Annotated in this window: 26 protein-coding genes and 1 pseudogene; 12 read left to right on the top strand and 15 right to left on the bottom strand. The window is 62.6% G+C overall.

What is annotated here, in order from left to right:
- Window positions 1-9: 9 nt before the first annotated feature.
- Genes AC1DZP_RS18485 through AC1DZP_RS18465 form a run of 5 tightly spaced genes read right to left on the bottom strand, consistent with a single transcriptional unit; the run spans window position 10 to window position 4,499 of the window.
- Complete coding sequence (locus AC1DZP_RS18485) at window positions 10-381, bottom strand: bleomycin resistance protein (protein WP_477304365.1); 372 nt, start codon at window positions 379-381, stop codon at window positions 10-12.
- 1 nt (window position 382) lies between these two features.
- Window positions 383-697, bottom strand: a complete 315-nt coding sequence (gene hmuQ / locus AC1DZP_RS18480; RefSeq protein ID WP_095088049.1) for a heme-degrading protein HmuQ — start codon at window positions 695-697, stop codon at window positions 383-385.
- A 46-nt stretch (window positions 698-743) separates the two neighbouring features.
- Window positions 744-1,844: an energy transducer TonB family protein gene (locus AC1DZP_RS18475; RefSeq protein ID WP_477304362.1), complete on the bottom strand. Its 1,101-nt coding sequence runs from the start codon at window positions 1,842-1,844 to the stop codon at window positions 744-746.
- A 1-nt stretch (window position 1,845) separates the two neighbouring features.
- Window positions 1,846-2,289 carry a hypothetical protein gene (locus AC1DZP_RS18470; protein ID WP_477304361.1) on the bottom strand — a complete coding sequence of 148 codons (444 nt, stop codon included), beginning with the start codon at window positions 2,287-2,289 and terminating at the stop codon, window positions 1,846-1,848.
- Window positions 2,290-2,294: 5 nt separating this feature from the next.
- On the bottom strand, window positions 2,295-4,499 hold the full coding sequence (locus AC1DZP_RS18465; protein WP_477304360.1) for a TonB-dependent hemoglobin/transferrin/lactoferrin family receptor: 2,205 nt from the start codon (window positions 4,497-4,499) through the stop codon (window positions 2,295-2,297).
- Between the two features lie 199 nt (window positions 4,500-4,698).
- Between AC1DZP_RS18465 and hemP the strand changes: the two genes are divergently transcribed.
- The 5 genes and pseudogenes from hemP (at window position 4,699) to AC1DZP_RS18440 (ending at window position 8,845) form a co-directional block, all read left to right on the top strand.
- The gene (hemP, locus tag AC1DZP_RS18460) at window positions 4,699-4,905 is read left to right on the top strand and encodes a hemin uptake protein HemP (protein ID WP_457155520.1); all 207 of its coding nucleotides are present in this window, start codon (window positions 4,699-4,701) and stop codon (window positions 4,903-4,905) included.
- 22 nt (window positions 4,906-4,927) lie between these two features.
- A pseudogene (locus AC1DZP_RS18455) lies at window positions 4,928-5,990 on the top strand (hemin-degrading factor).
- An 11-nt stretch (window positions 5,991-6,001) separates the two neighbouring features.
- Window positions 6,002-6,910: a heme/hemin ABC transporter substrate-binding protein gene (locus AC1DZP_RS18450; RefSeq protein ID WP_477304358.1), complete on the top strand. Its 909-nt coding sequence runs from the start codon at window positions 6,002-6,004 to the stop codon at window positions 6,908-6,910.
- Between the two features lie 11 nt (window positions 6,911-6,921).
- Window positions 6,922-8,025 (top strand): FecCD family ABC transporter permease, encoded by a 1,104-nt coding sequence (locus tag AC1DZP_RS18445; protein WP_477304356.1) that lies wholly within the window; start codon window positions 6,922-6,924, stop codon window positions 8,023-8,025.
- Between the two features lie 28 nt (window positions 8,026-8,053).
- On the top strand, window positions 8,054-8,845 hold the full coding sequence (locus AC1DZP_RS18440; protein WP_477304355.1) for a heme ABC transporter ATP-binding protein: 792 nt from the start codon (window positions 8,054-8,056) through the stop codon (window positions 8,843-8,845).
- Window positions 8,846-8,997: 152 nt separating this feature from the next.
- On the opposite strand, the gene rirA is transcribed toward AC1DZP_RS18440, so the two are convergent.
- Window positions 8,998-9,462 carry an iron-responsive transcriptional regulator RirA gene (gene rirA, locus AC1DZP_RS18435; RefSeq protein ID WP_095087491.1) on the bottom strand — a complete coding sequence of 155 codons (465 nt, stop codon included), beginning with the start codon at window positions 9,460-9,462 and terminating at the stop codon, window positions 8,998-9,000.
- Window positions 9,463-9,738: 276 nt separating this feature from the next.
- On the opposite strand from rirA, the gene AC1DZP_RS18430 reads away from it, so the two are divergent.
- The 3 genes from AC1DZP_RS18430 to AC1DZP_RS18420 all read left to right on the top strand — a co-directional run bounded on the left by AC1DZP_RS18430 (window position 9,739) and on the right by AC1DZP_RS18420 (window position 12,261).
- Window positions 9,739-11,034 (top strand): DUF445 domain-containing protein, encoded by a 1,296-nt coding sequence (locus AC1DZP_RS18430; RefSeq protein WP_477304353.1) that lies wholly within the window; start codon window positions 9,739-9,741, stop codon window positions 11,032-11,034.
- 107 nt (window positions 11,035-11,141) lie between these two features.
- The gene (locus tag AC1DZP_RS18425; protein ID WP_477304351.1) at window positions 11,142-11,570 is read left to right on the top strand and encodes a phasin family protein; all 429 of its coding nucleotides are present in this window, start codon (window positions 11,142-11,144) and stop codon (window positions 11,568-11,570) included.
- Between the two features lie 193 nt (window positions 11,571-11,763).
- A complete protein-coding gene (locus AC1DZP_RS18420; protein WP_477304349.1) occupies window positions 11,764-12,261 on the top strand; it encodes a MaoC family dehydratase in 498 nt (165 codons plus the stop codon).
- A 3-nt stretch (window positions 12,262-12,264) separates the two neighbouring features.
- Here the strand turns inward: AC1DZP_RS18420 and AC1DZP_RS18415 are convergent, their stop codons facing one another.
- Window positions 12,265-13,704, bottom strand: a complete 1,440-nt coding sequence (locus AC1DZP_RS18415) for an MFS transporter (RefSeq protein ID WP_477304347.1) — start codon at window positions 13,702-13,704, stop codon at window positions 12,265-12,267.
- 131 nt (window positions 13,705-13,835) lie between these two features.
- On the opposite strand from AC1DZP_RS18415, the gene AC1DZP_RS18410 reads away from it, so the two are divergent.
- Window positions 13,836-14,729 (top strand): LysR family transcriptional regulator, encoded by an 894-nt coding sequence (locus AC1DZP_RS18410; RefSeq protein WP_477304345.1) that lies wholly within the window; start codon window positions 13,836-13,838, stop codon window positions 14,727-14,729.
- A gap of 13 nt (window positions 14,730-14,742) precedes the next feature.
- Here AC1DZP_RS18410 and AC1DZP_RS18405 read toward each other — a convergent pair whose 3' ends face one another.
- Window positions 14,743-16,146, bottom strand: a complete 1,404-nt coding sequence (locus tag AC1DZP_RS18405) for an aminotransferase-like domain-containing protein (protein WP_477304343.1) — start codon at window positions 16,144-16,146, stop codon at window positions 14,743-14,745.
- Window positions 16,147-16,252: 106 nt separating this feature from the next.
- Here AC1DZP_RS18405 and AC1DZP_RS18400 point away from each other — a divergent pair, with 106 nt between their 5' ends.
- Complete coding sequence (locus AC1DZP_RS18400; protein ID WP_477304341.1) at window positions 16,253-17,116, top strand: DMT family transporter; 864 nt, start codon at window positions 16,253-16,255, stop codon at window positions 17,114-17,116.
- 23 nt (window positions 17,117-17,139) lie between these two features.
- Here AC1DZP_RS18400 and AC1DZP_RS18395 read toward each other — a convergent pair whose 3' ends face one another.
- From AC1DZP_RS18395 to AC1DZP_RS18385, 3 genes are all read right to left on the bottom strand, one after another.
- Complete coding sequence (locus tag AC1DZP_RS18395) at window positions 17,140-18,180, bottom strand: zinc-dependent alcohol dehydrogenase family protein (protein WP_477304339.1); 1,041 nt, start codon at window positions 18,178-18,180, stop codon at window positions 17,140-17,142.
- Window positions 18,181-18,308: 128 nt separating this feature from the next.
- Window positions 18,309-18,959, bottom strand: coding sequence for a maleylacetoacetate isomerase (gene maiA, locus AC1DZP_RS18390; RefSeq protein WP_477304337.1), 651 nt, complete (start codon window positions 18,957-18,959; stop codon window positions 18,309-18,311).
- 4 nt (window positions 18,960-18,963) lie between these two features.
- On the bottom strand, window positions 18,964-19,659 hold the full coding sequence (locus AC1DZP_RS18385) for a fumarylacetoacetate hydrolase family protein (protein ID WP_477304335.1): 696 nt from the start codon (window positions 19,657-19,659) through the stop codon (window positions 18,964-18,966).
- 277 nt (window positions 19,660-19,936) lie between these two features.
- Here AC1DZP_RS18385 and AC1DZP_RS18380 point away from each other — a divergent pair, with 277 nt between their 5' ends.
- Entirely contained in the window at window positions 19,937-20,620 is a 684-nt protein-coding gene (locus tag AC1DZP_RS18380) for a response regulator (protein WP_477304333.1), read from the top strand.
- 67 nt (window positions 20,621-20,687) lie between these two features.
- Here AC1DZP_RS18380 and AC1DZP_RS18375 read toward each other — a convergent pair whose 3' ends face one another.
- From AC1DZP_RS18375 to AC1DZP_RS18360, 4 genes are all read right to left on the bottom strand, one after another.
- The gene (locus AC1DZP_RS18375) at window positions 20,688-21,071 is read right to left on the bottom strand and encodes a hypothetical protein (RefSeq protein ID WP_477304331.1); all 384 of its coding nucleotides are present in this window, start codon (window positions 21,069-21,071) and stop codon (window positions 20,688-20,690) included.
- 98 nt (window positions 21,072-21,169) lie between these two features.
- Window positions 21,170-21,598: a hypothetical protein gene (locus AC1DZP_RS18370; RefSeq protein ID WP_477304329.1), complete on the bottom strand. Its 429-nt coding sequence runs from the start codon at window positions 21,596-21,598 to the stop codon at window positions 21,170-21,172.
- A 557-nt stretch (window positions 21,599-22,155) separates the two neighbouring features.
- The gene (locus AC1DZP_RS18365) at window positions 22,156-23,496 is read right to left on the bottom strand and encodes a hybrid sensor histidine kinase/response regulator (protein ID WP_477304327.1); all 1,341 of its coding nucleotides are present in this window, start codon (window positions 23,494-23,496) and stop codon (window positions 22,156-22,158) included.
- A gap of 1 nt (window position 23,497) precedes the next feature.
- A complete protein-coding gene (locus tag AC1DZP_RS18360) occupies window positions 23,498-24,682 on the bottom strand; it encodes an FIST N-terminal domain-containing protein (RefSeq protein WP_477304325.1) in 1,185 nt (394 codons plus the stop codon).
- Window positions 24,683-24,930: 248 nt separating this feature from the next.
- On the opposite strand from AC1DZP_RS18360, the gene AC1DZP_RS18355 reads away from it, so the two are divergent.
- Complete coding sequence (locus AC1DZP_RS18355; RefSeq protein WP_477304323.1) at window positions 24,931-25,431, top strand: (2Fe-2S)-binding protein; 501 nt, start codon at window positions 24,931-24,933, stop codon at window positions 25,429-25,431.
- The last annotated feature ends 72 nt before the right edge of the window (window positions 25,432-25,503 follow it).

Here is a 25,503-nt window from a genome sequence, read left to right as displayed (position 1 = left end):
GCCGGCTGCTCACACCTCTTCGGGTGCGCAGCCGAACTTCAGCAGATTGCCGTGCGGGTCCCGGATATGGAATTCCTTCATGTTCCACGGCCGCACGGTGAACGGACTGAGTTGCCTCACACCGCGCGCTGAAAATTCGGCATGCAGCGCCGGCACCTCGCCGCCCCTGATATAGCAGGACGAAACTTCGGGAAGTTTGCGGTCGTCGCTCTTCCAGAAATGGATTTCGATATCGCCCCGGCGCACGATCAGATAGTCGTCCATCTCCGGCCCGACGACACCGAAGCCGAGCTCATCGCGGTAGAAATCGCGCGTTGCCTCGATGTCGGGCGAGGGCAGGATCGGAATACTGCGCGCGGGGTCTTCGGTAGGCGTTGCCATCTCAGGCCCCTTCCACGACGGAAAAGCCCTCGAATTGCGGATGGCCGAGATAGTGGACTTTCGTCGTGCCGACATTTCTGTGGGCAGCGCGGAAATTCTCCGACTTGGTCCAGGCGACGAAATCATCGCGGCTCGCCCACACCGTGTGCGAGGCAAACAGCGTGTAGCCTTCGGCCTCGTTGACCGGGCCACGCAGCAGATGGAACTCCCGGAAACCTTTCATCTGTGCAAGGCTGGAATCGCGGTTCTTCCAGACGGCTTCGAAATCGGCTTCCGAGCCGGTCTGCACCTTGAAGCGGTTCATGGCGATGTACATGGAGGTTCCTTTCATTCGGGTGTTGATGGCTGAGGGCGCGACAGTTTCAAAATGGGCCGATTTCGGCCTCGAACGCCAAACTCTTGCTCGCGGCCTGTGGTGGAATTGGAGGAAAAGGAGCTGCCTTGCGCACGATGCCGAGCGCGACCTTGTCGAAGTTCGGCGATCCAGAGCTTTGCACGATGCGCAGGTCATCAATGCCGCCGCGGCTGCCGATGACGAATGTCACAACGGCATTGTTGCGAGCAGCCAACTGTACCGAAGGCGGGACGCCGCGATTGACACGGCTGAGCTTTCGGAAGACATCGCCGCGGTAATTGTCTTCCGCCGCGCTGCCTGCCTCCTTCTGTTTTTTGCCCTTGCTGGCCGCCTGCGCCAGTCGGTCCTGGCCATTCGCCGTGCCACGCTTCTCATCCGCTTGGCTGGTGCTGGGCGGGGCGGCTGCCGGAGTTGGCCTGGCGCTGGGAACCGGTGGCTGCTCCGGGACGGCGGCAGGCTCGGCCAGAACGGTCGGCTGTGCAGGGGTTTCAGTCTTTGCAACGATGCTCTTGTCATCGGCGCGCGGGGCTGTCGCCACCAGAATGTCCGGCGTGACGGAAGGCTGTTTGACAGGCGCTGACAAAGGCTCGACCGGCTGTTTGGCGGTTTCTTGAACAGGTTGAGACGGCTCTGTTGGTGTCGTCGGCCTGGCCGCCTTTGACGGCTCTGATTTGGTCGGCCGTGGATTGGGCACCAGCGTGACATTTACCGCCGCCGGATCCTGGTCCAGTGCGCTGCCGACCACCTTGTCCCCGGACTGATCGCTGCCTTCCGACTGTATGGCGTCCTGCGAATCGAATGTCTCCGGGGGCGAAATCAGAAAACCCGCAGCCACCGCCGTATGGAGCAGGCAGGAGACGGCGATCGCCGCCGTCCATTTGCGGTTCCAGGCCGATGACCGCGGCGGCGCAAGCGCCTCAGTTGGCGTGATAGCCAGCTCGGCGGCGCTGGCTTCGGAGAGGGGGCTGATATCCTGCATGTCTCGCAGCGAGACCTGCTGCGACCCTAGCAGAATTGTCAAATCAAGTTCGTTTGCCAGCGGCAGTCGGCCGTAGCCGACCGGAGGCCATGCCACGGCGTTTTGCAGGAATGCGGGATGCAGTCCCACCTCAGACGCCGAAAGCGATACCGGTCTTGGTGTCGGTCTTCAACTTGCGCATGCAGGCGTTCGGTTCGACGGCAGCGCCGGCGCATTCCGTCGCGCTGTTGATCAGCACACGGCTGACCTTGGCGCAGTCGGTGCCGGCCAGATCGAAGCGTGTCACCTTGGTCTTGCCTGCCGGCAATTCCTTGAAGTCGAGCACGGTCAGCCGGTCGACGACGCCCGCCTCGTTGAACAGGGCGATCTCGAACGCCGCCTTGGAGAGGTCGGCGCCGAGGTTGTTGCTGACCACGAAGGTCAGGCGGCAGCCTTTGTCGGAGGCTTGCGCGCCGTTGAGTTCGAGGGCCAGCGCGGGAACCGGCGCGGACTGCTCAGCCCACGCCGGAACCATCGCAAGCGACATCGCCAACGCCGAGGTCAGCAGACGAAGGGATGTCCTCAAGCTCGTCATTGCCGTCAGCCTCCAAATCGCATCGTTGCCGCCAGCTTCAGCGTTATGCCCGGTTCATAGACCGCGACCGTCGTGCTGCCGTTCAACGGGTTGGCGTATTTGACATCGAACAGATTGTCGGCGCGGAAATCGACCTTCAGATTGTCGGTCGCCTGATAGCTGGCGAAGGCGTTGACCAGCGTATAGTTCTTGGCCACCGCATTGCCCTTCGGCTTGCCATTGTACTGCACTTCGCCACCGACGGTCAGCTTGTCCTCGAGGAAGCGCAGGCCGAGCTGGGCCGTGACCTGAGAGGACGGGATGGTGGCAAGGTCTGCCCGGTCGCCTTCATAGGATATGGTGTGACCATTGATGATGGAGGCGGAAAGTCCGGCATAGCCCCATGCCGCATCGTAAACGCCCTCCATCTCGAAGCCGTTGATCTTGGCCTTGGCAAAATTCTGGTACTGGAAGCAGATCGGGATGCCCGGGCCGAACGGGCAGCCGCTGGTCGGGTCGAACGGCGACAGCGTCACGCCGTCGATATAATCATCGACATTGTTGTTGAAATAGGCCGCCTTGATGCGAAGCGCGTCGCCGGCCTCCATGATGTCATCTTGCTTGTAGTTGACGCCGAATTCCGTCGTCTTGCCGGTTTCAGGCCGCAAATTGGGATTGGGCAGGAACGGGAAGGAAACGCCGGCCGGATGGTTGCCGCTGATCAGCGTCTCCGTCAACGAGGGCGAACGGTAGCCTTCCGCATAGGTGCCATAGAATTGCAGGCCGGCAAGACCAGCGCTTTCGAAGGGCGAGACGCCGACGGTGATGCGCGGCGACACTCTATCGCCGGAAGTCTCGTGGGTATCATCCTTCAAGCTGTAGTTGTCGTAACGCAGGCCGGCGATGACTTCGAGCCACTCCCAGGTGAGCTTGTCCTGGACATAGGCGCCGGAAACGTTGCGCTTGCCGGAAGGCGTGTAGAAGCTGTCACCACCGGCCGTGCCGCCGGTCTCGACGTTGTCGCCCGCCCAGTCACCGCCATAGGTCAGTTCGTGCGCGACGCCGGCGGTCTCGAACCTGGACGTGTTCCAGATGTCGATGCTGGTCGTGCCGACATTGAAGGTCGAGGTCGAACCTGTCGGCAGCACCACAGGCAGGCCGGTGACCGGATCAAAGCGTTTTAGCGGGACGAGGCTCTTCAGGTCGAGGTTGGTCTTGTTGTAGGAGGTGTTGATGTGGAGATCGAGCCAGCTCTTGTCTTCGTCGGTGATGTTGTAGCGGGCTGTGAAGGTGTTCGACTTCAGGTCCACATCATTCACCGGCGCGCCACCGCTGATCTCGTTCCAGCCATCGCTTGAGCCGACCCAGCCGAGCTTCAGCTCACTGTTGTCGGTCGGCCGGATGGTGGTCTTGAGCAGGCCGCTGAGCACGTCGAAGCCAGTGCCCTTGACGGTATCGCCATCGCCATCCTTGTAGTCGTCATAGTTGCGGTAGACGATGTTGCCGAGCGCATCCCAGTTCTCGTTGAAGCGATAGGCGCCGGATGCGCTGGTGGTCCAGCCCTTGCCATTGCTCTCATAGCGCCCGGTGACGGAACCAGCCCATGTCTCATTCGGCTTGAGGAAATCCTCGGCATCCTTGGTGTCGAAGAAGACCACGCCGCCGATGGCGCCCGAGCCATAGGTATTGGCGACAGGACCACGGATCACGTCGACGGATTTGACGAGCTCCGGATCGATGTAGAAGGTCGACTGCGTGCCGTGGTCGGAACGCTGGAAATTCTGGCGGGCGCCGTCGACGATAACCGCGACGCGGCCGAAATCCTGCAGGCCGCGGATGTTGATGCTGGTGCTGACGCGCCTGGCGTCGGCCTGCGCCGCGACACCTGGCACACCGAGCAGCATCTCGTTCGGCGTCGTCGCCATGCGGCGGTCAAGCTGTTCCTGGTGGATATGGCTGGCCGAAGCCAGCGATTCGATCGCTGTCTCGCCGGTGCGGCTCAGCACCAGGATCTTGTCGAGCAGTGTTGAGCCCGCCGGGGCGGGCTTTGCCTCCTCAGCCTTCGGTGATTGCGCCGCTTGCTGGGCGCTGGCCGGTGGCGCCAGCAAAGCGACTGCCGCGACGCTTGCCAGCAAGGCCGTCATCGCTCTTGCCGTGGATCGCCCGCCAAGACCCTCATCAGACGGGCCAGTGTCAAACCGGCCACGCCATTCCCAATTCATCAACCCCATGCCCCAACTCCAAAGCCCAGGTTCGTTGCTGGCTGGCCTGGGGCTCGCTGGCGTTTTTGATCGTGTCCGGCGTCTTAAATGTTGACTCATTTACTCCGGTATTGCACTGACTAGTAAACATGATTATTCGAGTCAAGAAATGAATCGGCATTTATGCAGGCCTAGCCAGGCGCCCGGCACAGGAAAGGGATCGATCCAGATGAACACGCACAATCCCAATGACTTTCGCTATCGCGTCCGTCGTTCCGACGACACCTCCACCCGTTTCGACCGGGTTCCGCTGGCGGTGCGAACGCTGTCCAGCAACACCCTGTTCCAGGGCGAGCACGAGATCGGCATCGAGCATCATGGCGCTCTCTACCGGCTCAAGATCACCCGCCAGGGCAAGCTCATTCTCAACAAGTAAGGCAAGGCAGTAGGGACGAAACATGGACCAGCGCGTAAAACCCGCCCCGCATGAAATCCGGCGGGCACGGACAGAGAATCCGAAGACGCGCGAGCGTGATCTGGCTGCCCAGCTCGGCATTTCGGAGGCCGAGTTGCTCGCCGCGCATTGCGGCGACGGGGTTGTCCGCATCGAGCCGCGCGTCAACGATCTGCTGACCGGCCTCGAAGCAGTCGGCGAAGTCATGGCCTTGACCCGCAACGAAAGTGCGGTGCACGAGAAGATCGGCGTCTACGACAAGATCGTCACCGGCAACCACAATGCCATGGTGCTCGGCGAAAATATCGATCTGCGCATCTTCCCGAAAGTCTGGGCGCACGGCTTTGCCGTGGAAAAGCGCGATGGCGACGACATCCGCCGCAGCCTGCAGTTCTTCGACGCGGCGGGCGAGGCGGTGCACAAGGTGCATCTGCGGCCTGCCTCCAGTCTCTATGCCTACCAGAAGCTGGTCGCCGCACTCGAATCGTCGAATCAGGAGCCGACGATCGACATTTCTGGACACGTCCCCGACGACGAGGTCCATGGCGGGGAAACCACCGCCAATCTCGACGATCTGCGCGACCGCTGGAGYCGGCTGACCGACGTGCACCAGTTCTTCGGCATGCTGAAGRCGCTGAAGCTCAGCCGCAGGCAGGCGGTGCGCATGGTCGGCCAGGACTATGCCTGGCTGCTCGACAATGACGCCGTCCGCGCCATGTTCCATCATGCCTCCGAGGGCGAGATGCCGATCATGTGCTTTTGTCGGCAATCGCGGCTGCATCCAGATTCATTCCGGTCCGGTCAAATCCATCAAGCCGATGGGGCCATGGATCAACGTACTGGACGAGACCTTCCACCTGCACTTGCGCACCGACCACATCCATGAGGTCTGGGCGGTGCGCAAGCCGACCAAGGACGGTCATGTCACCTCGCTCGAAGTCTATGACGCAGACGGCAAGATGATCATCCAGTTCTTCGGCAAACGCCACGAAGGCGAGAGCGAGCGCGACGACTGGCGATTCCTGGCGGAACACCTGCCGCGCATCCCTAGCCCGACCGCAGCCTGAGGACGATACCTATGGTTTCCCTTTCCAGACTGGCGCCTGTTCTCAGGCTGGCGCTTGGACCGGCAATCGGTCTCTCCCTGGCTTTTGTCGCCTTGCAACCCGGCAACGCCGCCGAGGGTGCGACCGTCTTTGCCGATCGCTCGAAGACAGTTGCCATTGGCGGCTCCATCACCGAGATCGTCTACGCGCTCGGCGAGGAGAAGCATCTGGTGGCTCGCGATTCCACCAGCCGGTATCCGAAAGCCGCACTTGATCTGCCTGATGTCGGCTACATGCGCCAGCTGTCGCCGGAAGGTGTGCTGTCGGTCAACCCGACCGGCATCCTTGCGCTGCACGGCAGTGGTCCCAGAGAAGCCGTCGATGTGCTGAAGAAGACGAGTGTCCCATTCATCGAAGTGCCCGAACACTATAGCCACGAAGGCATCCTGGAGAAGGTCCGCATCGTCGGCAAGGCACTCGGAGTCGACGCCAAGGCCGAGGTGCTGGTCAGGGAGCTTGATGCCAAGCTCACCGCGGCCGAAAGGCAGACGGCCTCGATCAAGCAGCGCAAGCGCATCCTGTTCGTGCTGTCGATACAGGGCGGCAAGATCCTGGCGGCCGGCAGCGAGACCGCCGCCGACGGCATGGTCAAGCTCGCCGGCGGGATCAATGCCGTGGAAGGCTTTTCCGGCTACAAGCAAATGTCCGACGAGGCGATCATCACCGCCAGGCCGGACGCGATCCTGATGATGAGCAATGCCGGGCCTCCGGTCTCGGACGACGAATTGTTCTCCAATCCGTCGATCGCCTCGACGCCGGCGGGTGCCGCACGCAAGCTGATCCGCATCGACGGCGCCTATCTGCTCGGCTTCGGGCCGCGCACGGCCGATGCTATCCACGATCTCGCCGTCTCGCTTTATGGCGGGCAGGTCACGGATTGAGCGGGCAGATCATGGTCGATGAATCAATCGCCGGCCCGGTGAAGGTGATGGCGGGTGGATCCGAAGGCGATCGCTCGGATCGCGCCCGCATCATCATCCTTCTGCTGTGCCTGGGGCTCGTCATTGCCGTGCTTTTGTCGCTCACGTCGGGGGCGTCGGACGCATCGGCCGCCAACGTCATCAGCGACTGGCTGTTCGGCACCGTGCCCCGCGACACCGCGTTGAGCGCCCGCGACAGGCTGATCGTCTACGACATCCGCCTGCCGCGCATCATCCTGGGAACGCTGGTCGGCGCAGCACTTGCCGTCTCCGGCGCTGTCATGCAGGGGCTGTTCCGCAATCCGCTCGCCGATCCCGGCCTGATCGGCGTTTCGGCCGGGTCCAGCCTCGGCGCGGTTGCCGTCATCGTGCTCGGCGCCACGGTGCTGGCGCCGGTGACGGCCTGGCTTGGCACGCTTGCGCTGCCGCTGGCGGCATTCTGCGGCGGGCTCGCCACGACATTGGTGCTCTACCAGGTTGCCACGCGACGGGGACAAACCTCGGTCGCCACCATGCTGCTCGCCGGCATCGCGCTGGCGGCGCTTGCCATGGCGCTGACCGGCATCCTGATCTTCGTTGCTGACGACCGCCAGTTGCGCGACCTGACCTTCTGGCAACTCGGATCGCTCGGCGGCGCGACCTGGGCGAAGATCGCTTCGGTCGGACCGATCATCGTGCTGGCGCTGGCGGCGATGCCGTTTCTGGCGCGCGGCCTCAACGCACTGGCGCTGGGCGAGGCGACCGCCGGCCATCTCGGCATTCCGGTGCAGCGGCTGAAGTACACGGCCATCATCGGTGTCTCGGCGGCGGTCGGCGCATCCGTCGCCGTCAGCGGCGGCATCGGTTTCGTCGGCATCGTCGTGCCGCATCTGCTGCGGCTGCTGATCGGTCCCGACAATCGTTATCTGCTGCCGGCATCGGCGCTGCTCGGCGCCTCGCTGCTGCTGTTGGCCGACACCATCGCGCGCACCATCGTGGCGCCGGCTGAATTGCCGATCGGCATCGTCACCGCGATCGCCGGTGCGCCGTTCTTCCTGTGGATACTGCTGCGCAAGCGCGGCGTCGTTGATTTGTGATTTGGGATTTGTGACCTGTGAGGCTGGGATGATCGAGGCAAGGGATGTTTCCGTGGCGATCGCCGGCAAGCGGATCGTTGCCGGTGTCGATTTCGCCGCACACCCCGGCGAAGTGACGGCAATCGTCGGCCCCAACGGATCCGGCAAGACGACCTTCCTCAAGGCGCTGTCCGGCGAACTTGCCTACACCGGACATGTCGTCCTCAACGGCCGCGATCTCTCGGGGATGAAGCCGGTTGAGGTCGCCATCCATCGGGCCGTGCTGCCGCAGGCGACGACGCTGTCGTTTCCGTTCACGGTGCGAGAGGTCGTCAAGCTCGGCCTTGTCGGCGGCCGCTCGGGCGTCCTTCCGGGCGAGGACGCGCGGCTGCCGGAGCGGGCGCTGGCGCGTGTCGACCTCGACGGTTTTGCCGGGCGTTTCTACCAGGAGCTTTCGGGCGGCGAGCAGCAGCGTGTCCAGCTTGCGCGCGTGCTGTGCCAGGTCTGGGCGCCGGTGCTCGACGGCAAGCCGCGCTATCTGTTCCTCGATGAGCCGGTTTCCAGCCTCGATATCAAGCACCAGCTGATCATCATGAACATCGCCCGCGACTTCGCCAGAAGGGGTGGCGGCGTGGTCGCCATCCTGCACGACCTCAATCTGACGGCCATGTTTGCCGACCGGATTTTTGTCACGCATCGCGGCCTGCTTGCCGCCACCGGCTCGCCGCGGAACGTGCTGAGCGACGATCTGATCGAAAAAGTGTTCGACTGCCGGCTCAGGATCGGCGTGCTGCCTGACGGCGACATGCCATTCGTTTTGCCGCAGTCGACGGTCTATTGAGATTCAGGTGAGGCCGGGCTGCGAATGGCGTTTTCCTGCGCTTCCGGTACTCACGTACCCGAAAGTACGCTCCGTTCCGGTTCTCGGAACCCGCCATTCTCGACTCGTCCTAACCTGAATCTCAACAGACCTACTCAGACGGGGAGACTTGCTCAGGCGGCAGGTGCGCGGCGCTCAACCAGCATGTCGATACCGAGCAGGTTGCGCACATTCGGCCGCGCCGCCACGAGATCGGCGATCGTGTAGCGCTCCAGCACCGCGAAGAACGCGTTCAGCGCCTCGCGCAATGCCGAGTTCAGCGCACAGCTGTCGACCAGCGGGCATTCGGCGGCATCGTTCTCGAAGCATTCGGCCATGGCGAAGCTCTCTTCGGTCACGCGCACGACATCGAACAGGCTGATGGACTCAGCGGCACGGCCAAGCCTGACGCCGCCATTCCTGCCACGCACGGTCTCGACCAGGCCGTGCTCGACCAGCGGCTGCAGGATCTTGAACAGGAACAGCTCCGACACCGAGTAGGCGGCCGCGATCTCGGGGATGCGGCTCAATCGATCATTGTTGGCGGCACAATACATCAGGATGCGCATGGCATAGTTGGTCTGGCGCGTAAGCCGCATTTTGTCCTCACAACGCGCTGGCGCGGTAGAACCACGCCAGATTTCAAAACTTTACTGATGCGGCTTTGACCCCGAAATTTCGGATTCGCCACATTGGCCTGGGCGGAATATGGCCTATACCTTGGAACAATTCCAGACTAGCCGGGCACAATAGATGAACATTCTCGTCAACTTTGTGTGTGCATCTGGGCAAGGTGCGAGCGAAACCGGCTGTAACGGGCATTTCGCCTGATGAAACACTAAATAGGCCCGAGATTGACGAGGAGCAGCTCATCCATGTCACAATCGGTCCAGTCGCTGGCGCCTGTCCGTTTCGATGCCGACGCGGAGGCCAAGCTTTCCGCCTTGCGGTGGACAAAGTTTATCGCGGCGGCGGCGCTAGCGCTTTGCGTGCTGGTGTTTGCGCTCGCCAAGTCGTTCGAGCACACCTATCCGTGGCTCGGCTTCGTCGCGGCCTTTGCCGAGGCCGCGACCATCGGCGGTCTGGCCGACTGGTACGCAGTGGTGGCGCTGTTCAGGCGGCCGCTGGGATTGCCGATCCCGCACACCGCCATCATCCCCGAGAACCAGAACCGCATTGCCGACAATCTCGGCCGCTTCATCGAGGTCAATTTTCTGGCGCCCGAACCAGTGCGTGAAAAGCTTGCCGAGGTCGATTTCTCGGCGCTGGTCGCCGACTGGCTCGCCGATGCCGAACGTGCGGCCGGCCTGTCGCGCTTCGTCGTGCGGCTGGTGCCGCAGACGCTTGCCGCGGTCGAGCAATCCGGCCTGCGTGGCTTCGTCACCAGCCGCATGCTCGAGCAGATCGAAAAGGTGCCGCTGGCGCCGCTGGCTGCCGAGCTGTTGTCGGCGCTCACCGACGACCGTCGCCACCAGAAACTGTTCGACGAATTCACCAAGGTGATCGGCCGGTTCCTAAACGACGAGCAGGCGCTGGCGACGATGCGCGAGAAGATCCGCGAGGAGTTGCCGTCGCTGTTCAACCTGTTCCGCGCCGACGCCTACCTGCTGAAGAAGATCGTCGCCTCGGCCGGTTCGCTGCTCGACGAGGTGCGGGCCGATCCCGACCATCCAATGCGCGCCGAATTCGACCGTTTCGCTCAAGCCTTCATCGAAAGGCTCAGGACATCGAAGCAATATGCCAAGCGCGCCGAGAAGCTGAAACGCGATTTCCTCGCCCGGCCGGAGGTCAGGGGATTGGCCGGCGACATGTGGGCAAGCCTCAGCCAGTTCATCGAGCAGGACGCCAAGGCGCCCGAGTCGATCATTCGCACGCATCTCGCCAACATGTTCGTCGAGGTCGGTCGCCATCTTGCCAGCGATGCACAGATCCGGGCCGACATGAACCAGGGGTTCGTGGTGGCGCTCGCTTCGTTCGTGGAGAGCCAAAAGAGCGGCGTGTCGAAATTCATCGCCGACCAGGTCAAGCGCTGGGACCTAACGCAGCTGACACGGCTGATCGAGATGAACATCGGCAGGGACCTGCAATACATCCGCTTCAACGGTATGATCATCGGTGGGCTTGCCGGTGTCGTGCTCTATGTCGCCGAGCGGCTGTTCCTTGTCGGCTGACGCCCATTCGGGCCTGGGCCATTCACTGCGGTCGAATGGACACGCAGCACTTCGGTGCTATTCTCTTGTCCGGAAGCCCAATCGGCGGCGACAGGGGAGAGACCATCATGGCCAAGCAACCGGAATCTGATTCCTTCATGGACATGTTCGGCAAGTTCGGCCGCGACCTCAAAGTGCCCAACGTCGATGTAGAGGCAATTCTTGCGCATCATCGCAAGAACCTCGAAGCGCTGGAAAAATCGGCCCGAGCCAGTGCTGCTGGCGCGACCTCGCTGTTGTCCAGGCAGCGCGAAATGCTGCAGGACACGCTGCGCGAGGTTACCGAGATGGCGCAAAGCTACAGGGCGCCGGGCAATCCGCAGGATCTGATGGCCAAACAGACGGAATTCGCGCGCAAATCCTTCGAGGCTGCGTTGAAGAACGCCGGCGAAGTGGCTGAACTGGTCAAGAAATCCGGCACCGAATCGGTCGACATCCTGCGCACGCGCATCAAGGAGGCGATGGAGGAAATCCGCGCCGGCTACGACAGGAAGTAGCGGTCTCCGGCCAAGGTGGCATTGTTGCCGCCGGCAGCCCGAAAGCCATAGAAATCCCGATTTACCCTGCCGTTGCGGCGGGCGGCATGGCACGATCGCGGCCGAAGTCGGCGGAACGGATTCGCGCAGGGCGAATTGACAGGGGCCGCCAGTTCGTGGTCCGGAGGCGTTGGAAGCTATCGGGAAACCAGGAATGACTGAAATACGGCTCAAGACGCCGCCGACCTACGAGCAATTGAGGACGATGGCCGGGCAGGAGCTTGGCGTGTCTGAGTGGACGACGGTCGACCAGAATCGTATCAACCAGTTCGCCGAATGCACCGGCGACCATCAATGGATTCATGTCGACCCTGAGCGGGCGCGACGGCAAAGCCCGTTCCGCACGACGATCGCGCACGGTTACCTGACGCTGTCGATCATCGGCGCGCTGGCGCTCGGCATGGGCATCGTGCCCGAAAACACCCAGGCTGCGTTCAACTACGGTTTCGACAAGGTGCGTTTCCTGGCGCCGGTCAAGGTCGGCGCGCGTATCAGGCTGCGCGCCGTGCTGTTGTCCATGGAGGACAGAGGCCCTGGCCAGTATCTGATGAAGGCGGCCAACACGGTAGAGATCGAAGGCGAGGAAAAGCCGGCGCTCACCGCTGAAACGCTGGTCATGCTCTACGAGCGCCGAAAACGGGCAGGGGCCTGAGCGTTACGAAACGCTGGGCTGCGCGCGGCCAACGGTGCGGGCCGAGAGCAGCGCAAGGAACAGCGCGACCAGCGCCAGTGCCGTTGCCGTCTGAAAGGTCACCTGCATTCCCCGGGCGGCGGCCACGGAACTCAGAATGTCTTGTTCCCCAGCCGATGCGACGGCGAAGACGGCGCCCATCAACGATGCGCCGGTGATGAGGCCGAGATTGCGCGACAGATTGAGTAGGCCGGAGACGACACCGCGCTCGCCGGCGCCAACACCGGTCATGATGGCTGCATTGTTGGACGTCTGGAACAGCGCGTAGCCGATGCAGGTGATGGTGATCGGCACGACATAGCTGGCAATGCCGAGTTTCGTCATGGCGAGCGACAGCAGGAAGGTGCCGGTGGCGAGGGTGGCCAAGCCGGCAACCATCATCCTGTGGGCTCCGAAGCGGTCGGTCAGGCGTCCGGCCAGCAGCGCCGACAGGGCCGAGACGAGCGGGCCGGTCGACAGCACGAGGCCGACCATAGCGGCATCGAGCCCGAGCCCGCGCGACAGGTAGAACGGGGCAACCACCAGGGTCGCCATCATTACCGTTGCAACGACGAGGCTCATCGCCAGGCTGGCGCTCAACTGGAGGTCACGGAAGCCGGCAAGCTTGATCAAGGGGTTCTTCACTTTCGCCTGCGCAGCGGCGAACAGAACGACGCCGATGCCGGCAGCTATCAGCAGGCCGAGGTTGAGTGCGCCGAAATTGCCCCTGCCTAGAGTCATGGCCAGCGCATAGGCGGCCAGCGTCAGGGCCAGCAGGGCGGTGCCTACGGCGTCGAACTTGCCTGGATCGGTCTGGGCTGCCTTGCCGCGCGCCGGCAAGGCACGATAGGCGAGAGCGAAGGTGAGCATGCCCAGCGGCACGTTGACGAGGAAAATCGCCCGCCAGCCGAAGCCCGCGATCAGAAGGCCGCCGAGCGACGGCCCGAGTGTCGTGCCGATTGCGGACATGGCGCCGAGCAGGCCCATGGCGCTGCCGGTTTTGGCCTTGCTCACCGTTTCGGCGACAAAAGCCAGCGTCAGCGCCATCATCAGCGCCGCACCAAGTCCTTGCACGGCCCGCGCGGCGATCAGCAGCCAGAGCGTTGGCGCCAGGCCGCAGAGTATGGATGCCAGCGTGAACAGCGCGATGCCGCCAAGCAGCAACGGCCGGCGCCCGAACATGTCGGCCAGCCGTCCGGCGCTGACAATCAATGTGGTGATGGCGAGCAGATAGGCCAGAACAACCCACTGCACCGACTGGAACGAAGCGCCGAACGCCTGCATCAGCGACGGCAGGCCGACGCTGGCAATGCTGGTTCCCAGCGACGACAGCAGGGTGGCGAGCGAAAGGCTCGCCAGCGCCCGGCGGGAGGATTGGACCTGGGGCGGCGCCGATACGCGCTCATTTTGCTGTGCGATTGCCAAGGCGATCTCCTTTCCATCGGCTCCAGAACCGGAGCTGTCGGAGATCTAGTCTCTTGGTTGATATGGCGGAAGGCGCAGCATTTGCATGTTATTCGTGCACCAAACGCCATATCGTGTGCTATGATCCGCCGATGGCATCGCCCGATCTCAATTTGCTCGTCGCTCTCGACGTTCTGCTGACCGAAGGCAGTGTGGCGCGCGCCGCCAATCGTCTTGGTCTCAGCCCCTCGGCGATGAGCCGGACGCTGGCGCGGCTGCGCGAGGCGACGGGCGATCCGCTGCTGGTTCGCGCCGGCCGCGGCCTGGTTCCGACACCGCGTGCCGAGGAGTTGCGGCAGCAGGCCGGTCGCGTCGTCCAGGATGCGGAAGCACTTCTGCGCCCTGCCACGCTCCTCGACCTTTCGGGCCTCGCCAGCACTTTCACACTGCGCACCAATGAAAGCTTCGTGGAAGAGTTCGCGCCGCGCCTTGTCGCTCGTATCGAAGCGGAGGCGCCATGCGTGCGACTGCGTTTCGCGCCGAAGTCCGACAAGGATGTCACGCCGCTGCGCGAGGCGGCGGTTGACCTGGAAATCGGTGTCGCCGGTGAAACCGGACCCGAGATGCGCATTCAGGCCCTGTTTCGCGACCGCTTCATCGGTGCCGTGCGCGCTGGCCATCCCTTGAGCGAGGGCGTCGTCACGCCCGAGCGCTACGCGGCCGGCCGCCACATCAGTGTTTCGCGGCGTGGCCGCGAGAAAGGGCCGATCGATGAAGCCCTGGAGCGGCTTGGACTCCAGCGGGCTGTCGTCTGCATGGTTTCAAGCTTCTCGGCCACGCTTGCGATGGCGCGCGCATCCGACCTGATCGCCAGCGTGCCTGCGCGTCACACCGAAGGCGCGCGCGCCGGCATGCACAGCTTTCCGCTGCCGGTCGCCACCGTGGAGGTCACCATCTCCATGCTCTGGCATCCGCGTCTCGATGCCGATCCGGCGCAGCGCTGGTTGCGCGACTGTGTGCGCGAGGTCTGTGCGACATCTCGCTGACCACCTTGCAACATCAACGCGCCATCGCCGCCTCAACCACCTTGAAAATCCGTTCGTCCGCGCACTGGGCGACGTTGAAGCGCAGGAAGCGGCTGGCTGTCTGGGACAGGCTGAACGCATTGCCGGGCGCCAGCACGATGTTGTCGGCGAGAGCCCGGCGGGCGACTTCGGCCGCATCGACGCCATCCGGCAGGCCGCACCATAGGAACATGCCGGCCGGCTGGTCGATCCAGGGCGTGATGCCGATTGCCCTCAGGCGGGTGCTCGTCTCGCCCATGGCGCGCGAAAGCCGCGCCCGCAGCAGATCCATGTGCTTGCGGTAGCTGCCGTCCTTCAGCAGAGTCAGCACCAGTTCGGCCGCAAGCCGCCCGCCGCCGAAGGTGGTGGCGATCTTGAGATCGGTCAGGCGCTCGATCCAGTCGCGGGGTGCTGCGATGAAGCCGCAGCGAACAGACGCCGACAGCGTCTTGGAGAAACTGCCGATCTGGACGACCCGGCTCAGGCCATCGAATGCCGCCAGCCTGGGGGCGGACGCATGTTCGAAATCGGCAAAGATGTCGTCCTCGACGATGGTCAGGTCGGATTGATCGGCGAGCTTGAGCAGCCGGTGGGCCGTGACTGGCGACAGGATCGCGCCGGTCGGGTTGTGGATGGCCGAATTGGTGATGTAGAGGCGAGGCCGGTGCTCGGCCAACGCCTGCGCGAACAGGTCGATGTCCGGCCCCGACGGTGTGTAGGGAATGCTGACGACCTTGGCGCGGTGGGCGCGCAGCAGAGCGTGGAAATTGAAATAACAGGGATCGTCGACCAGTACCGTGTCACCGGGCTCGATCAGGAACCGGCACAGGAGATCGATGGCCTGCGTGCCCGATTCCGTCAACATGATCTGTTCGGGAGAGGCTTCGATGCCATGCTCGGACATGCGCCGAGCCAGCAGGTTCCGCAGCGGCGGCAGGCCGAGCGGCGTGCCGTAGTCGGCGAGCGCGACATCATCGGCGCGCGCCACGGTGCGCAGCGCGCGGCGCAACCCTGCCTGGGGCATCCACGCGGCCGGCAGCCAGCCGCAGCCGGGTTTCAGACTGTCATCGCCTGCGTCCAGCGACTGGCGCGAGATCCAGAGCGGATCGACCGCGCGATCGAGCCGGGGACCGATCTCGGCCAGAGACAGCGGCGCCAGCGACCCGGCGGCATAGAAGCCTGAGCCCGGTCGGGAGCGGATCGCGCCTTCTGCGGCGAGCCGCTCATAGGCTTCGACCACGGTGGATTTGGAAACCTGCATGGATTTGGCGAAGGCGCGGATCGACGGCAATCGCGCCCCCGGAGTCAGGCTGCGCGCGGCAATCCGCTGGCGGACAGTTGCCATCACGCTCTCGACCAAAGTGACCGTGTCTTCAGTCTCAATCGCTGTTCTCGTCATCTGTACTGCCTTGTTGGCCATTACAGTTTTGCAAAATTGTACCCCATTGTCTCTGGCGACGCCATAGGCGCAGGCCCGATAGAGGGCGAAACAAACGGAGCCTGTGATGGACAAGATGGCGAGCGGCTGGGTGAACGGATTCGTCGGYGTGCTGATTTTCAGCGGCTCGCTTCCGGCAACGCGCGTCGCTGTGATGGATTTCGATCCAACCTTCGTGACATCGGCCCGCGCGGCGATTGCCGGACTGCTTGGTCTCGCCCTGCTGCTGGTGTTCCGCCAAAAGCGCCCGGAGCGAGGGGATCTGCTGTCGCTGGTCATCGTCGCGCTCGGCGTGGTGGTGGGTTTTCCCCTGCTGACGGCACTGGCGCTCAAGCACGTCACCTCGGCCCACTCCATCATCTTCGTCGGCCTGCTGCCGCTGGCGACCGCGATTTTCGGCGTGCTGCGCGGCGGTGAACGTCCTCGCCCGGCGTTCTGGCTGTTCTCGTGCGTGGGCAGCGCGCTTGTCGCGGGCTTTGCCCTGATGCAGGGCGTGACAGCCTCGCCGGTCGGCGATGGTCTGATGCTGGCCGCCATCGTCGTCTGCGGCCTGGGTTATGCCGAGGGTGCAGCGCTGTCGCGCAAGCTCGGCGGCTGGCAAGTGATCTGCTGGGCGCTGGTGCTGTCGCTGCCGATCATGCTGTTGCTGACTTTCGCGACGCTGCCGCCATCCTTTGCCAGCGTCGGCTCCAACGCCTGGGTCGGGCTCGCCTATGTCTCGCTGTTCAGCATGCTGATCGGCTTCGTGTTCTGGTATCGCGGCCTTGCGCAAGGTGGCATCGCTGCGGTGGGGCAGTTACAGCTTTTGCAGCCGTTCTTTGGCCTGGCACTGGCGGCGACGCTGCTGCATGAGCAGGTCAGTCCGCTTATGGTGGTCGTGACGCTCGGTGTGGTGCTGTGCGTGTTCGGCGCGAAGAAATTTGCCAGGTAGTTCCGGGGCGGCGGCTCCTTTCCCTAGAACTTCGTCACCACCCCGATGCCGATACCCTCGAAGCCGCCCATGGCCATCAAGGCCGCGGGCGCTTCTTCGAGGCTGATCTTCTTGCCGACCAGAAGTTCGGGCTTGAGCTTGCCGTGGCGGATCATCTCCATCATCGCGTGGTAGCGATAGGCCTGCATGCCGTGGCTGCCGAGGATTTCGAGCTCGAAGGCGATCACCTTGTCCATCGGCACCGGCGGGCGGGCGTGCTCGCCCAGCATCAGGCCGACCTGCACATGGCGGCCGCGCCGGCGCAGGTTGGCGATCGAATTGAACGAGGTGGTGGGATGGCCGAGCGCGTCCATCGACATGTGCGCGCCGCCATTGGTGATCTGCTTGACGGCCTTGACCACATTCGGCGTTTTCGACGCGTTGATGGTGGCGACGGCGCCGATCTTCGTGGCGAAATCGAGCTTCTCGTCGGTGAGGTCAATGGCGATGACATTGGCGCCCATCGCGCTGGCGATCATGATCGCCGACAGGCCGACGCCGCCGCAACCATGCACCGCCACCCATTCGCCCGGTGTCACCCGACCCTGATCGACGATGGCGCGAAACGAGGTGACGAAGCGGCAGCCGAGGCTGGCGGCGGTGGCGAATTCCATCTCGTCGGGTAAGCGCACGAGATTGCTGTCGGCGTGTTCGATGGCGACATATTCGGCGAACGAGCCCCAGCCGGTGAAGCCGGGCTGCGTCTGATGTTCGCAGACCTGGTGGTTGCCCGAGGTGCATTCGAAGCAACGGCCGCAGCCGACGGCGAACGGCACGGTGACGCGCTCGCCGGCCTTCCAGCGGGTGACATGCTTGCCGGCGGCCACCACGACACCGGCCAGCTCATGGCCTGGAACATGCGGCAGGCGGATGCCGTCGTCATGACCCATCCAGCCATGCCAGTCGCTGCGGCACAGCCCGGTCGCCTCGACCTTGATGACGACGCCATCGGCAGCCGGTTTCGGATCGGGAACGGTCTGGATCGTCGGCGTTTCACCGAATTTCTCGAAGACGACGGCTTTCATTGGCAACTCCCAACCTTCAAACGGCCTGTGGGAAACGATAGCCGATTCCCCGTGCGGTCAAGCGGAAATCGATTCCGCCAGACGGGCTGACCGGGTCGCGCCGGTACCGGCGCTACGCGTCGGCGGCCTTACTCGGCATCGATCTGGTTCTGTGGCGCCGCTTTCTGAAAGGCGGGCAATGCCATGCAGGCGCCGTTGACGCGCGCTATCGTCGGGTAGGGCGTCATGTCGAGGCCGAAGCGGGCATTGCTGGTGACCTGCGCAGCCAGGCAGATGTCGGCCAGGCCCGGCATGTCGCCATGGCAGAATGTTCCTGTCTCGGCCGAGGCAGCCAGGATCTTTTCCAGCGGCTGAAAGCCTTCGTTCACCCAGTGGCGGAACCAGTTGGTGATGTCCTGGTCGCCGGCGCCGAACAAGGTGCGCAGCGAGGTCAGCACGCGCAGATTGTTCACCGGATGGATATCGCAGGCGATCATCTGCGCCAGCATCCGGACCCGCGCCCGGCCAGCCGCGTCCTTCGGCAGCAGCGGTGGTTCGGGACGGGTCTCGTCGAGGAATTCGATGATCGCCAGCGATTGCGTCAAGAGCGTTCCGTCGTCGAGGATCAGCGCCGGCACCAGCCCTTGCGGATTGACCGCGAGATAGGCTGGCTCCAGATGCTCGCCATGGCGCAAATGATGCGGGACATAATCATAGCTCAGCCCCTTCATCTCCAGCGCAATCCTCACCCGATAGGAGGTGGAGGAGCGATAGTAGTTGTGCAGGACGATGTCGCTCATGCGCTCACCTCGGCTGGCCGACGGTGATTTCGATCGTGCCGATGCCGTCGACGCCGCCAGTCATCGTGTCGCCTGGGCCTACCGCGCCGACACCGGCCGGCGTGCCGGTGAAGATCAGGTCGCCGGGTTCCAGTTCCACCGCCTCGCTGCAGATCGATACGATATCGGCGATCGGCCAGATCAGTTCGGCGAGGTCGGCATCCTGCCTGACCTTGCCATTGACGGCGAGCGAGATGCGGCCCTTTTGCGGGTGGCCGGCTTTCGCCGCGGGGACCAGCGGGCCGCAAGGCGCGGAGCGGTCGAACGCCTTCGACCAGTCCCAGGGCCGCGCCGTCTTCTTGGCTTCATCCTGCAGATCGCGGCGGGTGAGGTCGATGCCGACGCCATAACCCCAGACATGATCTAGAGCCCGCTCGCGCGTGATGCGGAAGCCTGGCTTGCCGATCGCAGCGACCAGTTCGATCTCGTGGTGCAGATTGCCGGTCAAGGGTGGGTAGGGGATGGTGGTGCCGGAATCGACCACCGCATCGGCCGGCTTGGTAAAGAAGAAGGGCGGATCGCGCTCGTCATTGCCGAATTCGCGGGCATGCGCCGCGTAGTTGCGGCCGACGCAGAAGATGCGGCGCACCGCAAAACGCTCGGGCGAACCTGCAACGGCCACCGATGATGTCGCGGGCGAGGGTAGGACGAAGGCGGTCATGTGGGGTCTCTGCTTGGTTACCGGAACATTCGGTCGATTTGGGCCGCCGGGCAAGGCGAATGGGTCGAGAAAGCGCGGCCGCGCTTTCCGACGGAGATGGCGATGTACTATTTGGCAATAATCTGGCCATGGTCGCGAGGCTATTCTAAAGCGCGTCGCGTTTGAACGGATTTGAGGCGACGCGCTTTAGGTCTTTGTCTCATGCATGTCGTTCACCCAAAACCGGGGCCACTTTTGGGCGACATGCATCAATCGCCCCTGAACCGAAATGAACCCCATGACCGCAATCCACGATCGCGCCCGGTTCCTGATCATCGACGACCATCCGCTGTTTCGCGAGGCGCTGCACAGCGCGGTGCAGATGGCCTATCCGGAAGTCGACACGGTGGAGGCGCGCTCGATCACCGAGGCGCTCGATCTTCTGGCCGGCGCCAAGCCGTTCGATCTGGCGCTGCTCGATCTCAGCATGCCCGACGTGCACGGCTTCGAAGGGCTGCTGCAGCTCCGAACTCGCTATCCGCGCCTGCCGGTGGTCATCGTCTCGGGCTATGAGGAGCCAAAAATCATTTCCGAGGCGCTGTCCTATGGGGCGGCCGGCTTTATCCCGAAATCGGCGCGCAAGAGCGACCTCGCCGCCGCCATACGCTCGGTGATGGAAGGTGCGATCTACGTGCCGGAAACCTATGAAGGCCGCACGCCGGACGCCGACAGCGTCGACCGCGCCGACATGGTGCAGCGCCTGTCGACGCTGACGCCGCAACAATTGCGCGTGCTGCAGATGCTACGCCAGGGCCTGCTCAACAAGCAGATCGCCTACGAGCTGCAGGTCGGCGAAACCACCGTCAAGGCGCATGTCTCCGAAATCCTGCGCAAGCTGAACGTGTACAGCCGCACGCAAGCGGTGATCGAGGTGTCGAAACTGGACAATGCGGAGTTGTTCAGGGATCAGGCTGGGTTTTGAGGCGAAGCGGAACGGGGTGGGGTGGCGGCGCCGGTTGGCAAATAGTGCTTTTCGTCATTTTTGAAATTTAATAATACGACCGATCGACGTACTTTCTCGCGAGATGACGCGTTTTCTGGTTAGCCCATCTAGACGACACAATATCCGACAAATAGGGCTGGAGTTCGCGAAGGTCTTCGTCTGCTAGTGAGGGCAGCCATGCTGCGGCTTTCTCGGACGCTAACCGTGACTTTGATAAGAATGCTGCCGCAACGATCTTCCACATAGGAAAATTCTGTTGGGTGGGTCCATCAATCAATTCTTTGACGGTATCAGCGGCGATCAAGAAGGAATCATCCAGCAACGAAAAAAGTCGAAAGAAATCTCTAACTTCTTTGAGATGATATTCGCCCTTTAAACCTTCTAGCGTCCATGAATTATTTTCATACCGCAATCGCGGTTGATCTCCCATTAATAGATCCCCTCGTTATGAAATGGCGGCCGGGCGAACATCGCAAAAAGCGCACTGTCACCGTAATTTTTACCTTGAATAGCGCATGTTTCGGGGCGCTAAAGCGATATAGACGAAACAATTTCTGTCGCCTCATTCAACTCCTTATTCATACGGTCGTTTTCCACACCCAGGGCTACGTATGTCACGAATGCAAAATCGTTTCCGTTTGATAAATACCACGCGGACAACCTCTTATCTTCAGTCTCTGAGGAGACGCCGACGCACATTGTGCTGTCAAATTTTCGTGCCCGAATACGCTTGGCGTCTATGAGGTTGTTTTGACAAAATTCAATCATGAACGATCTAAGGACGTCGAAACCTGCGTTTGGCTTTTCCCCAGCACGATACTTCGCAATAGAGAATTGAAGGGCGCCGACACCTGATGCTCTAGCCAAGGTGGGTGGTGATCCTGCGGGAAGGTCGTCGGTTATGTCTTCCCATCCGGCAGGCAGGTCGAAGGTGATGCCATAGAACTGTACTATCATTGTCGATTCTTTGGGCCGGGTGATTTGTCACGGCGAGTGGCAGACATGATGAAAGTGCACTGTCGCCGTAATTGCCTCGATAAAAGTGCACTGTCACCGCAATTCGCATCTTAGAATTATCATCTCGAGACTGCGTCGGCGCGCGCCAAGGTCACCCTCCTTATTCTGTCAACATAAGCGTGATACAAAATATGTATCGAATAGTCCGCTTTATCAAATCGGTCCCAAGGGCCGTATTCACCCAAAATGGGATCTCTCCGTGCGTCGCCGCTTTTCGAGGGCACACCGAGGGTACCCAGCACATCGTTGCGACTGGATGAAAAGGGGATATCAAGAAGCTCTCGACCCAAATTGTCAGATTCTATAAATATGGTGTCTATTTTTTCATCGTTATCGCATGTGAATGAAAATTTGTTGCTCGCAGAAACGTAATCTATGCGGATTTCTGGAAGGTCATCTTCAACAGTTTTTCGGAATTTCCAGAATTTAAACGGTGCCGACGATAGGAGTAGCGACGCCGGATTTCCTAGATATTCAAGAATCCCATTGATCATTCTCTAAGCCAGCAGATGCGCCAGCAGCGCCCTCAATTGCGCCGGCTTCAGCGGCTTGCGCATCAGTTCGATGCCGCCGGCGCGTGCCGCCTTGGCGACGGCTTCAGAACTGTCGGCGGTGACGATCAGGGCCGGCACGGCGCGGCCGAGATAGTCGCGGACCTCGGCGATGGTGGCGGTGCCGAGATCGCCGCCGTCGAGATGCTGGTCGGCAATGACGATGTCGGGCACCCAGTCTGTATCGCCCAGCATGTCGAGGGCGTCGTCGGTCGAGGTCGCGGCCCGCACCAAGCATTGCCAGCGCTCTAGCAGGAAGGTCATGGCCTGCAGAACCTCGACATCGTTCTCGATCAGCAGCACCTTGGTGCCGAACAGGCCGTAGCCGCGCGGCCGTTCCATGTCGGCGCTGCTGGCGATGGCGTCGGCCGGGGCGCCGATTCCGACCGGAACATCGATGTGGAAGATCGTGCCGCGCCCGACCTTGGATGAAAATGTCACGGGATGGCGGAGCGCGCTGGCCATGCGGCGCACGATGGCAAGCCCGAGCCCGAGACCGCCGCCGTCCAACTCGGCATTGGCCGACGAGGTGCCGCGATGGAATTCCTCGAACACCGCCTCGCGCTGGTCTTCGGGAATGCCGCAGCCGGTATCGGCGACGTCGATGCGGATGGTGTCGCCACGATGTCTGGTGCCGACCAGCACACCGCCCGAGCGTGTGTAGCCCAGCGCATTGGAGAGAATGTTCTGCAGAATGCGGCGCAGCAGCGTTCGGTCGGAGCGGACCACGGCGTTGACCGGCCGGAATTTCAGCGACAGTCCCTTCAGTTCCGCCACCGGCAGGAAATCCGAGCGCAGCGAGGAGAACAGCGCCTCCAGGCTGACGTCGCCGGTGTCGGGTTGCACCACGCCGGCGTCGAGCTTGGAGATGTCGAGCAGGGTGCGCAGCAGGTCCTCCATCGTCTCCAGCGAGCGCTCGACCTGCCGCACCAGCTTCCTGCCCTCGTCGCTGGTCTGTACTTCGGCCAGCGCCGAAACCGAGAGGTGGGCCGCGTTCAGCGGCTGCAGCACGTCGTGGCTGGCGGCGGCGAGGAAGCGGGTCTTGGACAGGTTCGCCAGTTCGGCGTTTTCTTTGGCGGCGCTGAGGTCGATGTTCGACTGCTCCAGCCGGCGCAAGGTCGAATGCAACTCCTCGGTGCGCGTGCGCACGCGGTTTTCCAGCGAAATCGCGGTCTGGAACAGCGAGAATGCATTGCCCTGCTGGTCCATCGACCGCTCGACACGGCTGACCAGTGCGGCGTTGATCTTCTTCAGCTTTTCGAGATCGTTGATGTCCCTGAGCGGCATCTTATTCCGCCGCCTGTCGTTCGCCAAAGGCGATGCCGGTGAAAGTCTGGTTCAAATGCATCGACCGGTATTGTTCGCCATAAGTGCCGAAGCCGATGACATTGTTGACCCGGTAGAGCTCCGAGATATCGCGAAACACCTGACGGTTGCGCGCGTCCAGGCGGCGCAGCACGCAGTCGAAGCCGAGGATCATGTCGATGCCGCCAAGCCGCTCCTCGACATCCCTGAGCGCCGCGCGCGTCGATTCGACCATGTCCTTGGGTTGGGCGATCGACAGCACGACACCGTCGTCTATGGCGCAGAAGAACGACAGCGAGCCATCGGGATGCATCTTCTGGATCGACCGGCAATAATACTCGCCGCCCACTTTCACCACCACCGGATGCGAGGCAAAACTCAGCGGCGTCAGCGTCTGCGCGACGATGCCGACGGACGCGGCGTATTCCTCCGCCGCATTGGTGGCGTTGAACTCGCGCACGATGCGGTGATCGGGATCGGCCGCCGTCACCACCAGCTTCTCGTCGGTGGGAACGAAATTGTCGGTCTTGAAGACGTGGAAAGGGATTTCGGTGGCGATCAGCACGATGATGGCGCTGTCGGAGGTGACGTCGCCGTTCGAGATCAGGCGCGTCGTCTCGAACTTCAGGTCGTCGCCGGCCGAGCCGCCGAGCAGCGGTATGTCGTCGAGGCCCCAATGGATGGCCGAACTCACCGCTTCCTCGGCATAGGAGAGCCCGTCGATGAAGCACAGCGCGAACGTGCCTTTGGTGCGGTCGCAACCCAGGCGCGCGCGCAGCGACCGCCGCAAGGCCTCGACCTCGCTGGTGATCCTGTCCATGCCCGACGAGGACAGATCGTCGACCATCACGCTGACGGCGGTGAACGCGGCGGACGGAAGCAGCATGGCGAGCACGTGGCCATCCTCAAGGCCTTGCGGCGTGATCTCGCCGGCGGTCGAGCAGCCCGCGTGATGAAGCGCGGGCGCGTGGCTCATGAGCGCCTGGGAAAGGGTGTCGGCCTCGACCAGGCTCTGGGAAAAGAACAGCAGCGCGAAGCCGGCGTCGATTGCCGCGGCCTCCAACGCGATCGCCTTGGCGAATGCGTCCATGTCGGGCTCATCCGTGGTGAGCGCCGACAGGCCGCATGCATAGCGCGTCCGTGAACTGGCCAGCGGTGTTCTCCGCATTTCCTCCGACGCTGTTTTATGCGCGTCGGGCGCGCGGGCGTCTGATAACATTGTTGCCCTCAAACCCTGTTTTGGCAATGGGCGACCGGGGCCGTGCGTTTGGGCTCGGCCCATGACCGAAAGTACAATGTAACGAGTTTGCGACGTGCTGTTTTTTGTCGATTGTGCAGTGTACGAATAACGCATGGCCGAAGCGCCAACACCGCGTCGGCAGCGTGATGACCAAGGTTGATACCCAGGGAGGAAGCATGTCGGACATTTCGTTGATGGTGAACGGAAAAAGGGTCAGCGGCGCTGCCGAGGACCGAACGCTTCTGGTTCACTTCCTGCGCGAGAATCTCGGCCTTACCGGAACGCATGTCGGTTGCGACACGTCGCAATGCGGTGCCTGCGTCGTCCATGTCGACGGCAAGGCGGTCAAATCCTGCTCGATGCTCGCGGTACAGGCTTCCGGCTCGACCGTGGTGACGATCGAGGGCCTGGCCAATGGCGCCGATCTGCATCCGGTGCAGGCCGCCTTCAAGGAACATCACGGGCTGCAGTGCGGCTTCTGCACGCCGGGCATGATCATGACGGCGACCGACATGATCAACCGCCACCCCGAAGGCCTCGACGAAGTGACGGTGCGCACCGAACTCGAGGGCAACATCTGCCGCTGCACCGGCTACCACAACATCGTGAAGGCGATCCTTGCCGCATCGAAGACGATGTCCAAGGGGTCGAAGGGCAAAGCCAGGCAAGCGGCGTGAGAGGGAAGTGAACAGCGAATAGGGAGTAGCGAATAGTCAGCAGTCTGACGAAACGCCAACTCACCACAATTC

This window comes from Mesorhizobium sp. P2_F8 (assembly GCF_056403655.1).
The sequence above is the reverse complement of the archived record's forward strand: the minus strand, read 5'-3'. Positions and strand labels throughout refer to the sequence as shown.

Excerpts from the sequence above, each read along its gene's own strand:
- AC1DZP_RS18485 (WP_477304365.1), bottom strand. The coding sequence starts at position 381 with ATGGCAACGCCTACCGAAGACCCCGCGCGCAGTATTCCGATCCTGCCC.
- hmuQ (WP_095088049.1), bottom strand. The coding sequence starts at position 697 with ATGTACATCGCCATGAACCGCTTCAAGGTGCAGACCGGCTCGGAAGCC.
- AC1DZP_RS18470 (WP_477304361.1), bottom strand. The coding sequence starts at position 2,289 with ATGACGAGCTTGAGGACATCCCTTCGTCTGCTGACCTCGGCGTTGGCG.
- AC1DZP_RS18465 (WP_477304360.1), bottom strand. The coding sequence starts at position 4,499 with ATGGGGTTGATGAATTGGGAATGGCGTGGCCGGTTTGACACTGGCCCG.
- hemP (WP_457155520.1), top strand. The coding sequence starts at position 4,699 with ATGAACACGCACAATCCCAATGACTTTCGCTATCGCGTCCGTCGTTCC.
- AC1DZP_RS18450 (WP_477304358.1), top strand. The coding sequence starts at position 6,002 with ATGGTTTCCCTTTCCAGACTGGCGCCTGTTCTCAGGCTGGCGCTTGGA.
- AC1DZP_RS18445 (WP_477304356.1), top strand. The coding sequence starts at position 6,922 with ATGGTCGATGAATCAATCGCCGGCCCGGTGAAGGTGATGGCGGGTGGA.
- AC1DZP_RS18440 (WP_477304355.1), top strand. The coding sequence starts at position 8,054 with ATGATCGAGGCAAGGGATGTTTCCGTGGCGATCGCCGGCAAGCGGATC.
- rirA (WP_095087491.1), bottom strand. The coding sequence starts at position 9,462 with ATGCGGCTTACGCGCCAGACCAACTATGCCATGCGCATCCTGATGTAT.
- AC1DZP_RS18430 (WP_477304353.1), top strand. The coding sequence starts at position 9,739 with ATGTCACAATCGGTCCAGTCGCTGGCGCCTGTCCGTTTCGATGCCGAC.
- AC1DZP_RS18425 (WP_477304351.1), top strand. The coding sequence starts at position 11,142 with ATGGCCAAGCAACCGGAATCTGATTCCTTCATGGACATGTTCGGCAAG.
- AC1DZP_RS18420 (WP_477304349.1), top strand. The coding sequence starts at position 11,764 with ATGACTGAAATACGGCTCAAGACGCCGCCGACCTACGAGCAATTGAGG.
- AC1DZP_RS18410 (WP_477304345.1), top strand. The coding sequence starts at position 13,836 with ATGGCATCGCCCGATCTCAATTTGCTCGTCGCTCTCGACGTTCTGCTG.
- AC1DZP_RS18405 (WP_477304343.1), bottom strand. The coding sequence starts at position 16,146 with ATGACGAGAACAGCGATTGAGACTGAAGACACGGTCACTTTGGTCGAG.
- AC1DZP_RS18395 (WP_477304339.1), bottom strand. The coding sequence starts at position 18,180 with ATGAAAGCCGTCGTCTTCGAGAAATTCGGTGAAACGCCGACGATCCAG.
- maiA (WP_477304337.1), bottom strand. The coding sequence starts at position 18,959 with ATGAGCGACATCGTCCTGCACAACTACTATCGCTCCTCCACCTCCTAT.
- AC1DZP_RS18385 (WP_477304335.1), bottom strand. The coding sequence starts at position 19,659 with ATGACCGCCTTCGTCCTACCCTCGCCCGCGACATCATCGGTGGCCGTT.
- AC1DZP_RS18380 (WP_477304333.1), top strand. The coding sequence starts at position 19,937 with ATGACCGCAATCCACGATCGCGCCCGGTTCCTGATCATCGACGACCAT.
- AC1DZP_RS18375 (WP_477304331.1), bottom strand. The coding sequence starts at position 21,071 with ATGGGAGATCAACCGCGATTGCGGTATGAAAATAATTCATGGACGCTA.
- AC1DZP_RS18370 (WP_477304329.1), bottom strand. The coding sequence starts at position 21,598 with ATGATAGTACAGTTCTATGGCATCACCTTCGACCTGCCTGCCGGATGG.
- AC1DZP_RS18365 (WP_477304327.1), bottom strand. The coding sequence starts at position 23,496 with ATGCCGCTCAGGGACATCAACGATCTCGAAAAGCTGAAGAAGATCAAC.
- AC1DZP_RS18360 (WP_477304325.1), bottom strand. The coding sequence starts at position 24,682 with ATGCGGAGAACACCGCTGGCCAGTTCACGGACGCGCTATGCATGCGGC.
- AC1DZP_RS18355 (WP_477304323.1), top strand. The coding sequence starts at position 24,931 with ATGTCGGACATTTCGTTGATGGTGAACGGAAAAAGGGTCAGCGGCGCT.